The organism is Shewanella sp. YLB-07 (genome assembly GCF_009377275.1).
In genome coordinates this window covers 118370-133494 of the sequence record NZ_VOQB01000007.1, presented here as the reverse complement: position 1 = coordinate 133494, position 15125 = coordinate 118370, and the positions used below count along the sequence as shown (strand labels likewise).

Annotated in this window: 12 protein-coding genes and 2 tRNA genes; 8 read left to right on the top strand and 6 right to left on the bottom strand. The window is 46.3% G+C overall.

Translation table 11 applies throughout. From position 1 onward, the window contains the following. Nucleotides 1–86 precede the first annotated feature (86 nt). Together FS373_RS16645 and gloB are read right to left on the bottom strand one after the other, a co-directional pair. Nucleotides 87–1634, bottom strand: a complete 1548-nt coding sequence (locus FS373_RS16645) for a lytic transglycosylase (protein WP_152829900.1) — start codon at nucleotides 1632–1634, stop codon at nucleotides 87–89. A gap of 86 nt (nucleotides 1635–1720) precedes the next feature. Beyond that, nucleotides 1721–2530, bottom strand: a complete 810-nt coding sequence (gloB, locus tag FS373_RS16640; protein ID WP_144046746.1) for a hydroxyacylglutathione hydrolase — start codon at nucleotides 2528–2530, stop codon at nucleotides 1721–1723. A 182-nt stretch (nucleotides 2531–2712) separates the two neighbouring features. Here gloB and FS373_RS16635 point away from each other — a divergent pair, with 182 nt between their 5' ends. After that, a complete protein-coding gene (locus tag FS373_RS16635) occupies nucleotides 2713–3471 on the top strand; it encodes a class I SAM-dependent methyltransferase (protein ID WP_144046745.1) in 759 nt (252 codons plus the stop codon). Further along, nucleotides 3462–4358: a LysR substrate-binding domain-containing protein gene (locus FS373_RS16630; RefSeq protein ID WP_144046744.1), complete on the top strand. Its 897-nt coding sequence runs from the start codon at nucleotides 3462–3464 to the stop codon at nucleotides 4356–4358. Before FS373_RS16635 ends, FS373_RS16630 begins: the two co-directional genes overlap by 10 nt. A 14-nt stretch (nucleotides 4359–4372) precedes the next feature. Here the strand turns inward: FS373_RS16630 and rnhA are convergent, their stop codons facing one another. Beyond that, nucleotides 4373–4837 carry a ribonuclease HI gene (gene rnhA, locus FS373_RS16625; protein ID WP_144046743.1) on the bottom strand — a complete coding sequence of 155 codons (465 nt, stop codon included), beginning with the start codon at nucleotides 4835–4837 and terminating at the stop codon, nucleotides 4373–4375. Between the two features lie 67 nt (nucleotides 4838–4904). Here rnhA and dnaQ point away from each other — a divergent pair, with 67 nt between their 5' ends. From dnaQ to FS373_RS16600, 5 genes are all read left to right on the top strand, one after another. Continuing rightward, on the top strand, nucleotides 4905–5633 hold the full coding sequence (dnaQ, locus tag FS373_RS16620) for a DNA polymerase III subunit epsilon (protein ID WP_144046742.1): 729 nt from the start codon (nucleotides 4905–4907) through the stop codon (nucleotides 5631–5633). Between the two features lie 138 nt (nucleotides 5634–5771). Further along, a complete protein-coding gene (locus FS373_RS16615) occupies nucleotides 5772–7103 on the top strand; it encodes a TIGR03503 family protein (RefSeq protein ID WP_152829899.1) in 1332 nt (443 codons plus the stop codon). 132 nt (nucleotides 7104–7235) lie between these two features. Next, nucleotides 7236–7312, top strand: a tRNA-Asp gene (locus FS373_RS16610). 177 nt (nucleotides 7313–7489) lie between these two features. Then, a tRNA-Asp gene (locus tag FS373_RS16605) sits at nucleotides 7490–7566 on the top strand. A 532-nt stretch (nucleotides 7567–8098) separates the two neighbouring features. Continuing rightward, nucleotides 8099–10027, top strand: a complete 1929-nt coding sequence (locus FS373_RS16600; protein ID WP_144046740.1) for a cation:proton antiporter — start codon at nucleotides 8099–8101, stop codon at nucleotides 10025–10027. A gap of 129 nt (nucleotides 10028–10156) precedes the next feature. On the opposite strand, the gene fadE is transcribed toward FS373_RS16600, so the two are convergent. Further along, complete coding sequence (gene fadE / locus FS373_RS16595) at nucleotides 10157–12604, bottom strand: acyl-CoA dehydrogenase FadE (protein WP_144046739.1); 2448 nt, start codon at nucleotides 12602–12604, stop codon at nucleotides 10157–10159. A gap of 247 nt (nucleotides 12605–12851) precedes the next feature. On the opposite strand from fadE, the gene FS373_RS16590 reads away from it, so the two are divergent. Further along, nucleotides 12852–13643, top strand: a complete 792-nt coding sequence (locus FS373_RS16590; RefSeq protein WP_144046738.1) for a class II glutamine amidotransferase — start codon at nucleotides 12852–12854, stop codon at nucleotides 13641–13643. Between the two features lie 123 nt (nucleotides 13644–13766). Here FS373_RS16590 and FS373_RS16585 read toward each other — a convergent pair whose 3' ends face one another. Both FS373_RS16585 and FS373_RS16580 read right to left on the bottom strand, forming a co-directional pair. Next, nucleotides 13767–14555: a DUF3108 domain-containing protein gene (locus FS373_RS16585; protein ID WP_144046737.1), complete on the bottom strand. Its 789-nt coding sequence runs from the start codon at nucleotides 14553–14555 to the stop codon at nucleotides 13767–13769. Nucleotides 14556–14776: 221 nt separating this feature from the next. Continuing rightward, nucleotides 14777–15103 (bottom strand): MGMT family protein, encoded by a 327-nt coding sequence (locus tag FS373_RS16580; protein WP_144046736.1) that lies wholly within the window; start codon nucleotides 15101–15103, stop codon nucleotides 14777–14779. Nucleotides 15104–15125 lie beyond the last annotated feature (22 nt).

Genomic DNA, 15125 nt, shown 5'->3' with positions numbered 1-15125 from the left:
GGGGAATATAGTATTGGAAAAGATGCCAAGTTTTTATTACAGACTTGGCATCTTTGTCTATTGCCTCTAAGCATTGCCTCTATCAATTAGGCTCTGACATTTGTCATGTTTACATATAGCCTTAATTTTTGGCCAGGCTGAATGTACTTAGATTTTTCTAATGTATTCCAACGAACCAGGTCGTTGACGCTGACTTTAAATTTTGAAGCGATACGTGCCAGTGAGTCTCCGCTGCGTACCGTATAATTCACCTTGCGAGTGACGGAAGAGGCATTTTTACTGCCAGTCCATATCGCTAACTTTTGTCCAATTTTCAATGTGTCTTTTGGCGCCATATTGTTCCACTTGGCCAGCTGCGCCGTCTTAACCTTATGAGCCTTTGCTATTTTCCAAAATGAATCACCAGACTTAACGATATAGTCGATTTTTTCGCTACCACGGTTAATATTTTGTTTTGACTTCACTCTTTGAGCTAGGCTAAGGGCGTATTGTTCAGGATCGTTTGCCGCAACAGGGATGAGTAGATGACGCCCTGCTATGATGGTATTGCCTTTAATGTCATTGACAGCACGAAGCGCCGAAGGTGTCGTGCGATAACGCTGGGCTATCAGGCCTAAACTATCACCTGATTTGATCTGGTAGCGTTCCCAGTTCAACCTGTCATCCGCTTGTGTATCTGCCATGGCTAATTTGAAATTTGCCACCTTGTCTACAGGCAACACTAAGTTGTGAGGGCCATTGGGTGCCGTTGCCCAACGGTTATATCCAGGGTTGAGCTTATGTAATTCGGATGTGGTCATATCGGCAAATCCGGCAGCGAGTGCGAGATCTATCTGACTACCCACATCGATCACTTGGATATTGGCTTGATTGTCTATCGGGTAGAGCTCTATGCCGTATTTATCGGCGTTCTTGATGACATCAGCCAGTGCGAGAAGTTGAGGGACATAGCGTTGTGTTTCTGTCGGCAGACGTAATGACCAAAAGTCGGTAGGTTTTCCTTTGCGCTTATTCTTCTTAACGGCGTTTATCACTCGTCCTTCACCTGTGTTGTATGCCGCGATAGCATAAAGCCAGTTACCATCCGTCTTTTTATACAGGTACTCGAGCATGTCTAAGGCGGCAATGGTTGCTGCGGGTACATCTCTGCGACCGTCATACCACCAATTCATTTGCAGACCGAAATGTTTCGCCATGGGGGAAGTAAACTGCCATAAGCCTGATGCGGCGCCATGTGAATAGGCGAAAGGATCGAATGCACTCTCCACTATGGGAAGAAGGGCCAGTTCGATAGGCAGATCACGCTTCTCTATCTCTTCGACGATCAAATAGAGGAAAGGGGTGGCACGTTCCGATACTGTCGCGAGATGTTGCGGGTGCTTGATGTACCAGTCACGATATTGCTTGACTAACTTTTGGTCTGGCACATCGAATGATAAACCCAGACGGATCCTTTGCCAGACATCGGTGACTTCTGCAACTTCAACTTTTGGTTCAATGACTTCTTTAGGCGAGATCATAGGTAGAATGGGTATAGCTTGAGTACTGTGTTCTTCAGAGGCTGACTGGTCGAATGACTGACAGCCTGAAAGCAGCACAATACTCCCTGCTAGGACAATGTTTTGTATGCGCATCGAAAAATAATTCCTTAATTCTCTGTCCCTCTATTTTGAAATACTCGAAAAGGGGACTTATTTAGCGCTGCATTGTAATCTGTTTTTTAGAAATTGTCTTTCCATTGCCTTAGAAGGGCAAAGGTGTCCACAGGATCCGACGCTTTTTGCATGAAATGTTGATTAACTGAGGCCTTAATCGTATCGGCATTGCAACGCAGAAAGGGGTTGATGTTACGTTCTGTGGCTATGCTGGTTGGAATTGTTGCTATTCGCCTACTTCGTTTGTTTAGACAAAGCTCATGGTATTGGATGAGTTCGGGGTTAGTCGGTTCAACCGAGAGAGCAAAATCCAGGTTGGCTAGCGTATATTCATGGGCGCAATAGACTCGGGTCTCTGTTGGAAGCCGGGATAAAGTCATTAAAGAGTCGTGCATCTGTAGAGGAGTACCTTCGAAGAGTCTGCCACACCCGCCGCTGAACAGGGTATCACCACAAAAAAGCTCACCCGCCATTAAATAACCTATATGGCCTAATGTATGTCCCGGCAAAGGAATGACATCCACCTTTTGGTTGAAGTTTTTAAGAGTGATTTGGCATTGAATCGAACTCATGGTCGAGATGGGATTGAGTAAATTATCTATGTTCTCATTATCGGGCCCATATACTTCAATCTGCTGCCCTGCATGTGCTAACAGTTTAGCTATGCCGCCAGTGTGATCATGGTGGTGATGTGTTATTAAGATACCCGCGAGTTGTAATTGCTCTGTGTCCAGATAATCTATGACGACTTGGGCATCGCCCGGGTCGACTACGTACACTGACTGATTGCCATCTTGTGCAATAATCCAGATATAATTATCATTGAATGCGGCTAATGGGGTGATTTTTAATTTTGAAGATTCAATTGCTTGCATATGTGTCTCATCTTATCTGGTGGTAATTTTCACATTGAGGACAGCGCTTCAGGTAACCAAGTAAATTAATTGCGAAGTTTGCAGATTCACGTTTTAATGGTATTAATCACCCTATAATTATACCACTGCTGATTAGCTAGGTATATTAGTCAGAATCGCTGCATCAACCAAGGGAGTACTGCTTGTTTAATGACATAAAGGTATTGGTACCTCGAACGTGGTCGCAATTGCCTAATGGAGAAAAGATCAAGGCAAGTGTAGAGCAAGAGCTTGAATCATGGTGGCCAAGAGTGTTTGGCTATCATATGTTAAGTCTTGGTCCCTTGAGCGCTGAACTAAAAATGCCTGGCCTGCCTATTGGTCGCCAGTTTTCTCTGTTCGATGGTGATGGCGCATCTTTGCGCGCAGAGTTTAGTGCACTGCCCATACAGAACGGGGTCATCGATGCTGTCGTCATGAACATGTTGCTCGAATTTGAGCATGATCCTTACAAGCTACTGCGTGAAACCGACAGAGTGCTAATATCCGGTGGATACTTGTTTATTGTGGGGTTTAATCCCCTGAGTCCGGCTTTTATTGGTAAAGTCCTGCCCAAGTACCAAGACAAACTTCCCTGGTGTGGTCGGTTCTTTACACCATCAAGGGTCAAAGATTGGCTTGGATTATTGGGTTACCAAGTGGTGGCTGATGAACGCATCATTCACCATCATCTGCTGAGTGAAATACGCCAGAAAAGTATCTGGCAAAATGCACTCAAGGCCTGGTTGCCCGGAACGGGTAGCGTCTATCTGATCGTCGCTCGTAAGCTAGAGACGCCATTGACACCAATACATGAAAGGAAAAAAGTCCGTCAACCTAATTGGTCTGCGGCACCCACGGCGGGGAGAACCTCGTTAGAAACCACCAGTAAACAAAAAATAATAGAATTTAAATGCGAATAACACTAAAGCAATTATCAATTTTTGAAGCCGTCGCTCGCAGTGGTCAAGTTGCCAGAGCCGCCGATATGATGAATTTATCGGCCCCTGCGACCTCTATGGCCTTGTCTGAATTAGAGAAGCAACTCGATGCAAGATTATTTGAGCGAGTTGGTAACCGATTAAGATTGAATTCTCAGGGGAGCCTCTTGCTGCCATTGGCTACCGAGGCGTTACAGAAACTAGAGCAGATAGAACATCTGTTCTCCTCTCCGGAGGCCGAACTCAGTGGCACGTTAAATGTCAGTGCTAGCTCCACAATCGGTAATTATTTGATGGCTAAAAGTGCGGTGGCCTTCTGTCAGCAACATACCAGCGCCTACGTCGATCTCGATATTGATAATACTCAAGCCGTCATAAAGTCTGTGTTGGAGTTCAGAACTGAAGTTGGGTTTATCGAGGGGCAGTGTCTTGATAGTCGCATTAAAGTTGAAGCCTGGCATAAGGATAATTTGCTGATATTTTGTCATACGGCTCATCCTCTTGCGGGGAAACGGGTTAAACCAGTGGAATTACGTGGGCAACCTTGGGTGATGAGGGAAGAGGGCTCGGGTACCCGAGATTATTTTATCAGTGCGGCAAATGCACTGGATATGCAGCCCATAGAAAGATTCAGCTTCAGTACGCCCGATGCGATAAAGCAAGCGGTCAAGCAAGGAGCTGGCTTGGCCGTGCTGTCTGAATTGACCCTTGAAAAAGAACTGAGCCGCAAGGAGCTGGCTGTTATCGAGGTTGAAGGACTCGCGTTGACGAGACAGTTTTATCGCATCCATCATAAGAGCCGAAACTTTACACCGCTATGTGATGCGTTTATCGGTTTCTGCACAAAATTTAATAAACTGTCGATTTAGCTACACAGGCTTGCTTAAGCCGGATAACCTATATCTTCCTGGGTCGGCTTGGCTTCGGCAGCCACTCTGGCTAAGGTGTCACAACGTTCATTTTCTACATGACCTGCATGACCCTTAACCCAGCGCCAGTCTATCTCATGGGAGGCTGTGGCTGCATCTAAGCGCTTCCAGAGATCGACATTCTTTACTGGTTGTTTCGCGGCAGTTAGCCAGCCCTTTTTCTTCCAACCGTGGATCCATTGAGTGATGCCTTGTCGCATGTATTGACTGTCACTGGTGAGCACTATTTTACAGGGCACTTTTAAGGCTTCCAATGCGATGATAGGCGCCAGTAACTCCATTCTGTTGTTGGTGGTTAACAGGAATCCGTCGGAGAGTTCTTTGACTTGTGATTTATACTTCATCACCACCCCATAACCCCCGGGGCCAGGATTTCCTAAACAGGAACCATCGGTAAATATAGAGAGCGGTTTTAACATCAAGTTGTTACCATAGACAGATTAGCGGGCGAGTATACCCAAAAACTTAAGAAGTGTTAGTAAATTTATGAACATAGTGTCTAGTGCAAAACGTCAGGTCATTCTCGATACTGAAACCACAGGTATGAACCAGAGCGCTGGTGCTATCTTTCTAGGTCATAGAATCATAGAAATTGGTTGCGTCGAGGTGATTAATCGTCGTTTGACCGGTCGTCATTATCATGAATACATTAATCCACAACAGCTCATCGATGAAGAAGCCATTCAAGTCCATGGTATATCCAACGAATATGTCGCTAATAAGCCAAAATTTGCCGAGATAGCACAGAGTTTTATCGAGTTTATTGATGGCGCCGAAGTTGTGGCTCATAACGCGTCGTTCGATATAAGCTTCATGGATCATGAGTTTGGCTTATTGCAGCCTAAAGGGCCTAAGACTGCCGATATCTGTGCCATTTTGGATACCTTAGCGATTGCAAAATATTTGCATCCGGGTCAGAAAAATAATCTTGATGCCTTGTGTAAGCGTTATGGCATAGATAACTCACGTCGTGAACTACACGGCGCATTATTAGATGCGGAGATCTTAGCTGATGTCTATCTGCTGATGACAGGTGGGCAGACTAAGTTTAATCTTTCAGGCGATACCGGAGGCGAAGGTGCCGGTGGGATCATACGATTAAGTCAAGAACGCACAAAACTTAAAGTGATCGCGGCATCGGCCGATGAACTAGCTAAGCACGAAGCGCGACTCGATATCGTGGCTAAGGGCGGACTCTGTGCATGGCGTGATTAGGTCACTGACATAGTGTGATAGCAAACAGAGAATGAGGGCGTTTTCTTGTCGGCCGCCCTATCAATAGCATCAGAACAAAGCTTCCGACATTGTATATTCCAATTTATAACTTCTTCGACGAGGACAGACGTCATCTTTATGAGTGTTAAACATTTTGTTTCGAGAAAAAAAGTATTAGTGGCGTTAATCATGATGCTAGGCACAGTGTTTTCTACATCTGTGTTGGCCAATGTCGTGCCTTCGAGTGAAGCCAGTGTATTGAAGAATCGCTTCAGAATTGATCATATGGTCGATAGTCTCACCCTGTTTATTCAACGCCAATATGGCAGTTCGCCAGTCGTCATCGTCTTGCCCGATGGCAGCAAGTGGTATGCGAGTCGACACCCCAAAGAGGTGCAATGGGTCGATGGTTTGAGCGGTGATATCGTGACCATACATAAACCTATGCCTGGCCCTTGGCAGCTTATAGGCAGAGTCGTCGAAGGTTCTAAAATTCAAAAGATCTCTAAACTGGGCATAAAGGTCGAAAATTTACCCCAACCTTTATTTCAAGGTGAGCGCGTAAAAGTGACGGCTCAGCTATTGGGAGATGAACAGCGTCTAAGGATGCCGGGGCTGGATTACTTAGTCGAATGGACCGCGCGTTTTATCAGTGATCATCTGCCTGGAGATGAAAATTTTGCTGCGGGTATTCTGGTCGTTGGTTCATATAAAGATTATGGCGAAGACCTAGATGAAAGACCCGATGACGGTGTTTTTACCGGGAAAATCAATTTAAATCAACCATGGGGTCACTATACGTTTCAAGTCAAGGTTCGTAACAAGGTATTTTCTCGTGAAAGCCTGTTTAAGTTCATGCTATCACCTATCCCGATTGAGATCGAAATCCTTGAACCTGAAGATCCTTTAGAAGGGCGCTGGAAGCTATTTGTCAAAGTCGATGAAGCTGTGGTGCAGTTATCCGAGACACATTTAGATTTAGAATTAGTCGGTCCAGCGGGACTTCAACTGCCTATTACATTAAGCGGATTAGAATCATCACAGAGTGAGATTATTCTTCCGGAAGTATCAGACTTTGGTAGCTATAGAATTAAAGGGATGGCTGCAACGACAACCTTGGGCGGTCGAGAGATCGTATTAGCCTTACCTGAACGCTTCTTTAATTTAATCGAGCCTCCTAAGCCGCCACCGACAGCGGAAGAGTTAGCGGCCAGAGCGGCAAAGAAAGCGGCCATTGAAGAAACGAAGGCCAAAGATGATGCTATTTTTTGGATAATCACGGTTAATGTAACCCTCTTGGTCTTAGGAACACTGGGATTACTCATCTGGCGTAAGAGACGTAACTTGAAAGAGGCGTTAGCCGCAACTCAAAAAAGATTAGATGAAGAGAAAGAGAAAGACTTAGGCCCGAGCTTAGATGAAATAGATCTGACCATGCCTGAAGATCCTCCTGTAGAGGGGAAAGGTTAATTGGTCGTTTTTCTACCCAGAAAAGCAGTAATTTACGCCTAACTGCTGCTTTTTTAGCTGATTGGTTTATCTGTTTAAAATAACTATTGACGCGGCATGCTCGCCTACGTATTATTCACCGCAACTTGATGTGGAGCGGTAGTTCAGTTGGTTAGAATACCGGCCTGTCACGCCGGGGGTCGCGGGTTCGAGTCCCGTCCGCTCCGCCAATCAAGTTATAAATTTAGTTTAGTTGTTAGTGACATAGCAGTTAAAAGCCGAAAGGCAATAAGTTTAGGAGCGGTAGTTCAGTTGGTTAGGACTATTTGTAAACATGGGCGGCCTGTCACGCCCTTGGTCGCGGGTTCGAGTCCCGTTAGCTCAGCATAGTCGGACAGAAAAGTTTAGGAGCGGTAGTTCAGTTGGTTAGAATACCGGCCTGTCACGCCGGGGGTCGCGGGTTCGAGTCCCGTCCGCTCCGCCAAACAACGAAGCCCTTGTCGAAAGACGAGGGCTTTTTTGTGCCTGATACTAAAATGACTATGACCATGACCATAAGCAGAGCAGAGTGCTAGTGCAGTTGTGCCAACAATGTTCCAAACATTGTTCCAAACATTGTTTTTTGGCATACACTCCTGAATACATGGATGTTCGAATGCCGTAGTAATAGGATATTTAGGAGCGGCCCATGGAGATATTAGCCTCTTATGAATAGAAAGCGGCCTGTCACGCCGAGGGGCGCGGGTTCGTCTCCTGATTAGAGCGAGTCCGCTCCGCCAAACAACGAAGCCCTTGTCGAAAGACGAGGGCTTTTTTGTGCCTGAAGCTTTCTTGATAATTCATTAATATGGAGTAGATTGGTTTTTTTAACTGCTTATTTAGATACAACTTCCGGTTCGGTTTGCAGTCATACCGATTGATATTAATTACTTTGAGAAGCAAAGCTTGGCCTATATTAGGGCTGCATAGGGATACTTGTTATCTATACTGATAACACTATTTAAGGATAAATTCTTATGGTTGAGCAGATCACTGCCATGCTAGGTTTGTTAGGTGTGCTTTCACTCTTGTGTCAGTGGATTGGATGGAAGTTACGCCTGCCGGCAATTTTGCCTCTCTTACTCTGTGGTCTCTTGCTGGGACCCGGTCTCAATATTCTCAATCCTGACGCCATTTTTGGCGACCTGCTATTTCCTATCATTTCATTAGGTGTTGCGGTCATATTGTTTGAAGGCGCGTTAACGCTTAACTTCAAAGAGATCCAAGATCATGGTCGTATGGTGACTCATCTTGTGACGATTGGCACCCTGATCACCTGGGCTTGTATCGCTTCGGCAACACATTTCTTGATGGGTTTTCAATGGGAGATGGCCTTGCTGTTCGGCGCTTTGGTTGTTGTGACCGGGCCAACTGTGATTGTGCCTATGCTCAGAAGTATCAAGCCAAAATCTGAACTGGCTCGTATTTTGCGCTGGGAGGGCATAGTTATCGATCCTATCGGGGCACTCCTTGCCGTTTTGGTGTTTGAATACATAGCCGTCGCGGCAGATCCTACCGTTCATGTCTTACATGCCCTAGGTTACATGTTAGGCATAGGAATCGGTTTAGGAGCGCTCACAGGTTACCTGGTGGGTATCATTATCAAGAAGCATCTCTTACCTCATTATCTGAAGAATGCCGGAGTGCTAACCATCATGCTGGGGGTATTTGTCGGCTCGAACCTGATACAGGATGAGTCGGGATTATTAACCGTGACTGTGATGGGGATAGTGCTTGCCAATATGCGTGGTATAGATATCTCAGATATCATTGAATTTAAGGAAACATTAACTGTACTGCTTATTTCGGCCTTGTTTATCTTGTTGGCGGCCCGACTCGACTCTGATGCACTGCTTAACTTAGGTTGGCAAGGGCTGGCATTATTAGCAGTAGTGATGTTTATCGCCAGACCGCTCAGTGTATGGGCTTGCGGGATCGGGACATCGCTGAGGCGTAATGACAAGTGGTTTCTAAGTTGGATGGCCCCCAGAGGTATAGTGGCAGCTGCGGTATCGTCTCTCTTTGCCATTAAGCTTGAAAGCCTAGGTGTCCCGGGGGCAAACCTTATTGTACCTTTAGTCTTCTTGATCATCATAGGCACTGTTGTCATGCAAAGCTTAACGGCTGGTGTCTGGGCTAAGTATTTAGGGGTGAGTGCGGGTTCATCACAAGGGCTGCTTATTTTTGGCGCTTCGGCGTTTTCCAGAGAACTGGCAAAGGTACTTAAGTCTAAAAATATCACAGTGACTCTGGCTGATAATAACTGGGATAATATTCGGCTGGCCAGGATGGATAATATTTCCGTGTATTTCGGTAATCCAACATCCGAGCATGCCAGTAATTTTCTCGACATGACAGGAATAGGGCGCTTACTGGTCATCTCTCCCTATCGTCAGCTCAATCCATTGGTGAGTTTTCACTATCAAGATGTGTTGGGGACCAATAAGGTCTATGGATTGAGTAACATCGAAGGGACGAGTGCCAGACATCAGCTGTCAGAGTCTTATCTCGCGCGTTTATGTCTGTTTGGTGAGTCGGTATCCTATGCCAAACTCGCCAGTTTAATGTCTCAAGGCGCTGTGATTAAAAGTACCAATATCACCGACAGCTTCAGCTTCGAGGATTTCCTTGCCCGCTACGGAGACTGTGCCATGCCCTTGGTGTACATCCAGGCGGGTAAGGTGAACATCTGCACCGGCTCGGCCAATAAATTGGTTAGTGGCATAGAGTTGATTAGCTTGTTACCCATAGAGGCGCAGCATCTGGCTAAGGAGCATGCTCTCTTGCTAGAATCTAAGGCGGTAGAAAAACTTGCTCAGGATGAACTTGAAAATGAGATTAAGCTCAAAGCCGGTGTGGAAAAAATTAACACCGGCGAGTCGATAGAAGCTGCTCACAAGAGATAACTCGATATCTGAAGAATTTGCTAACAGCGACTCGTCAACTGTATTTCATCTTTGTTGGTAAATCGAAGACATAAAGAAGGAGGCGTGAGCCTCCTTCTGGTCTATTGATTAAATTTAAATGTCGTGACGCTAAGCAGCCTGCTCATGGCTTTGTTTACCTATGGCCATGGCTTTGAGCTCATCCGGGTCGAAGTCATCCACATTGATGGATTTCATACGACCGATCTCGGCGCGTTCAAGCAGGGCAACTTCCTCATCTGTGAGTACGCCTAAAGCTTTCCCCTGTGCGGCAATCTTATCGAGCCACATAAATGGAATACGCTTACCCGCAGCCTCAGAGACCTTGGCATGCAGTGGTTCACAGGCGAGAATATCTTTGAAGGTCTGCTCCTGTACTCCGACCGGATTATTCTCACATGGGGTCCAGAATTGGCCTTTACCTAAGCGTTCACGACTGGCACAAGGAGTTTGCATTATGGTCGCCACTTTATGATCTAACACATCGCTAGGCCTTTTTAGTGGGCGGCCGAATGGGAAGATAATGCCTCGAAGGACAAAGCCCAATCCCATAGGGAAGTTATTGAGCAGATCGTCGAGTGAGTCCTGTAACTTGTATAGTGAATCTTCGACGGCCCACTGAACTAGCGGTAAGTCTTCAGTTTGACGTCCCTCATCTTGATAACGCTTAAGGGTTGCAGAGGTGAGATAGAGCTGACTGAGTAGGTCGCCTAATCTTGCCGATATGCGTTCCTTACGTTTCAGTCCACCGCCTAATGTCGCCATTGCCAGATCCGAGAGCAGGGCTAAGTTAGCGCTGAAGCGATTCATCTGTTGATAATAACGCTTGGTTTTATCTGAATAGGGCGCATTTGAGAATCTTGAAGATGTCACTCCAAGCCAGAAACTGCGGACCAGATTGCTGATGGTAAAGCCGATATGGCCAAATAGCGCAGAATCGAAGGTATTGAGGCCGCGGTTAGCATCGGTATCGAACGCTGACTCCATCTCGGTGATCACAAAGGGGTGACAACGAATAGCACCTTGACCATAGATGATCATAGAGCGAGTCAGAATATTTGCGCCTTCAACCGTAATGGCGATAGGGGCTGCCTGATAGCCTCGACCTAAGTAGTTATTCGGGCCTAAACAAACCCCTTTACCGCCGTGGATGTCCATGGCGTCAATCACACACTTCTGCATTCTGTCGGTCAGGTGGAACTTCACGATGGCAGAAATAACCGAAGGCTTTTCACCTAAGTCTATGCCCGTTGTGGTTAGACTGGTCACGGCATCCATCAGATAAGCGTTACCGCCGATACGTGCCATGGGCTCTTCGATACCTTCAAGCTTGCCGATAGGCAGTTTAAACTGACGACGGATACGCGCATAAGCGCCAGTTGCCACCGCCGCTGTCTTGATGCCACCCGCTGAGTTAGACGGTAAGGTAATGCCACGTCCCACTGACAGACATTCGACCAACATGCGCCAGCCTTGTCCGGCCATTTCCGGGCCACCTATGATGAAGCTCAGAGGCACAAAGACTTCATTGCCTTTGGTTGGGCCGTTTTGGAACATACAGTTGAGCGGGAAGTGGCGACGCCCGGTTTCAACGCCTTCCATATCGGTAGGTATCAGGGCACAAGTGATTCCTAGCTCTGCCTTGTCACCCAGTAGTTGATCCGGGTCGCGCAATTTAAACGCCAGACCTAACACGGTAGCGACCGGGGCTAAGGTAATGTAGCGCTTATTCCAGGTTAACTTCATCCCCAGAATTTCTTCGCCTTCCCATTGGCCTTTACACACAATGCCAAAGTCAGGGATGGCGCCTGCATCACTACCAGCTTCGGGGCTGGTAAGGGCAAAACAGGGAACTTCCAGACCTTGAGCGAGCCTGGGTAAGTAATGTTCTTGCTGTTCGGGAGTGCCATAGTGTTGTAACAGCTCGCCCGGGCCTAAAGAGTTAGGCACGCCGACGGTGGAAGCCAGTTCACTGCTGAGACCGGCAAGCTTTTGTAGGACGCGAGATTGCGCATAGGCTGAATACTCGAGACCGCCGTATTTTTTCTTGATGATCATGGCAAAGAAGCCATTATCTTTCAGGTATTGCCAGATCTCAACGGGGAGATCGCCCAGTTGATGTGAGACCTGATGTTGATTGAGCATCTTACAGACCTCTTCAACGGGGCCGTCTAAGAAGGCTTGTTCATCGGCACTCAGTCTGGCTACTGGATAGTTGTGGAGTTTTTTCCAATCTGGGTTTCCGGCAAATAGATCGGCTTCCCACCATGTTGTTCCGGCTTCAATGGCTTCTTTTTCGGTAGAAGACATCTCAGGCATGATGCCACGATAGATCTTTAATAATGGTTTAGTGAGGAAGTTTTTACGAAATGCACTGATGTTCAGTGGCAAGGCGATGGCTAAGAAGATGATCCACGCTAGGGGGCTCACGACTTCAGTTGCTGAACCGACAGCCATAACGACTGCGGCAATGATGCTAGATGTTAGCAACGAAACTCTTAGGTAGGCGAGTGTGCCTAACACAAAAAGAAACGCGAGGATCCATAGTAAGCTTGTCACTGTTATTCTCCTTAAGGTGCGACCTGAATATGAACTGAGGCCAGAACTTTTTCTGATCATTATCACAATTATAGGTTGTGGTCTGACCTGTGTCGCATAAAATTTAAACCTATGTGAAATTTAATACAAGGTTTATTTCAAACAAACGTTTAGATAAATTGTTAAAGTCGAGATTCCACTTTCTGCTTCAACTAGTTAGAATGCGTTAGAATTTAAATATTACAGCTGTAATTAAAGGGTTGAATTAATGTGTGAACTCCTTGCCATGAGCGCTAATGTGCCGACGGATATTGTATTTAGCTTTACCGGCCTGGCTCAGAGAGGTGGTGTCACCGGTCCCCATGTGGATGGCTGGGGGATCACCTTCTATGAAGGAAAAGGTAGCCGTACCTTTAAAGATGCTCGTCCAAGTAGTGAGTCCCACATCGCTGAGCTCATTCAGAGCTATCCTATCAAGAGTGAAGTGGTTGTCAGTCATATTCGTCAGGCTAATCGGGGCTGTGTGTCGCTAGAGAACACCCATCCTTTCACCCGTGAGCTTTGGGGACGTTATTGGACCTATGCCCATAACGGGCAATTGAGTGATTATCAGAACAAATTTACTGTCTCAAGGTTTCAGCCTGTGGGTGATACAGACAGTGAATTGGCATTTTGCTGGCTGTTAGAGAAGGTAGTCGACAAATTTGGTGAGCAAGAGCCTGAAGATATCACACTCGTGTATCAATTTATCGCCAAGCTAGCCGATGAAATTCGTTCCTTGGGTGTATTTAATATGATCTTGACCGATGGCGCGCACCTGATGAGCTATTGTAGCAATAATCTCTGTTATATCACCCGCAAAGCTCCCTTCGGTAAGGCTAAGCTCATCGATACCGATGTGGTCATAGACTTTGATAAAGAGACAACTCCTGAAGACATCGTCACAGTGATCGCCACCAGACCTCTGACTAAGGATGAAGAGTGGCATATTTTAGGGCCTGGGGATTGGAAACTATTCCGTAAAGGTGCACTGATTCTTGATGAGGGAGTTCAAGGCTGATTAATCATCTCTAAGAAGATCTTAATCGAGGGAGCATGGCTGAACATTGTTATGTTCCCTTTTTAATGGGATGAATTTATTCGTGGAAAGGCCAGAATCAATTATCGCCCTTTTGCTGCTTGTCTATGGCTGTACAGTTACATCAGTAGCAAGCTTGTCTATCTTCACAGTTTGCTCAGGAGAAAAATGATAGCTGAGCAGTTTAATATCCAGCTGCTTACTGCCTTTTTCGAAGTGGGTTAGACGCACTGGTAGGTAGCCTAGATCCGGTGCCATCCAGAAAAAGGTTTGACGTTTCTTACTGTCTCTGACAACTTCAATCTTGATGGTTTCGTAGCTGCCACTCTCAATATTCATTCTCTCCTTGCCTATGACACGAAAGTTATACTCATCAACCTCTCCCTCTTTGACCATGGAATAGTGAAGGTTTTCTTTTCCTTGTGCCAAGTCGAGTCGGAATTGCAGCTGGACCATGAGGGGATCGTATAAGATATCGGTATAATCTAGTTTAGCTCTCTCATCTTTATAGCGGCTGTGAACGACTTCTTGTTCTCTGGCAAAGGCGGCTTGTTCTTGAAAGCTAGGGCCTGTGCCTTTCCTGTTATGGGTATATCGCATGGGGGTGAGCTGGTCGCCTTCGCGAATGAAGTCACTGCGTACATTACGTCTGTCTGATAACACGAGTAAGCTGACATCACTGTCGAAGCGGTAGTGATAGAGATTACCTTCGGCTTTAGGGAGCTGATAGCGAGCCTTTCCTAGTTCGATACTGCCATAATTTACCTGATACTCTGCTGTTTGTGGGGTTAGCGGGCTCGGGGCCGCAGCCACGTAGAGGCTGAAGAGGCACAAATGTGTTGCTAGCACTACACGCTGACCAATCGACAATGACGTCTCCTTAAATTTGTGCATGGATAAGTTTTTACCTGCTTGCAAAGTCCAGGACCCTTTGTGGCGAGTTCTTACTTGCTGTTAGTTGCTGTATCTAGCCTTAATATTGGTCCTGAATTGCCCGAGAATCGATGGAGAAAACACTAGTTCAGAAAATAGCCCCGACAATAGCTCAGACAATGAATCTGCTTTATGGTTCATTGGCGCTAGTTCCACTTGGCGCTTTACCTCATCACTTTTAGTTAAAACGGCAGTTGTAAAACCAGTGTGGCCATATCCGGTCGCCACTCAAATTTGGCTAAAGATATTCTCCCTCGGTTGACCTCTACGCCATCTAACCTGAGTAACTGCATTTGTATTCGGAATGCTTCAGTATCTGGTTTGAAAGAGATTTTCCCTTGGCTGTTGATGACTCGGTGCCATGGCAGGTTTAATGTTTCAGGTGCCATCTTTAATGCTTTAGACACGTATCTTGCCCTACCGGGTAATCCTGCTAAATCGGCAACCTTACCATACGAGCTTACTCGACCCTTTGGCAGCATGGCGACGATGAACCAGATTTTTTCCATAGGGGATTTAGCTACCGCGGGG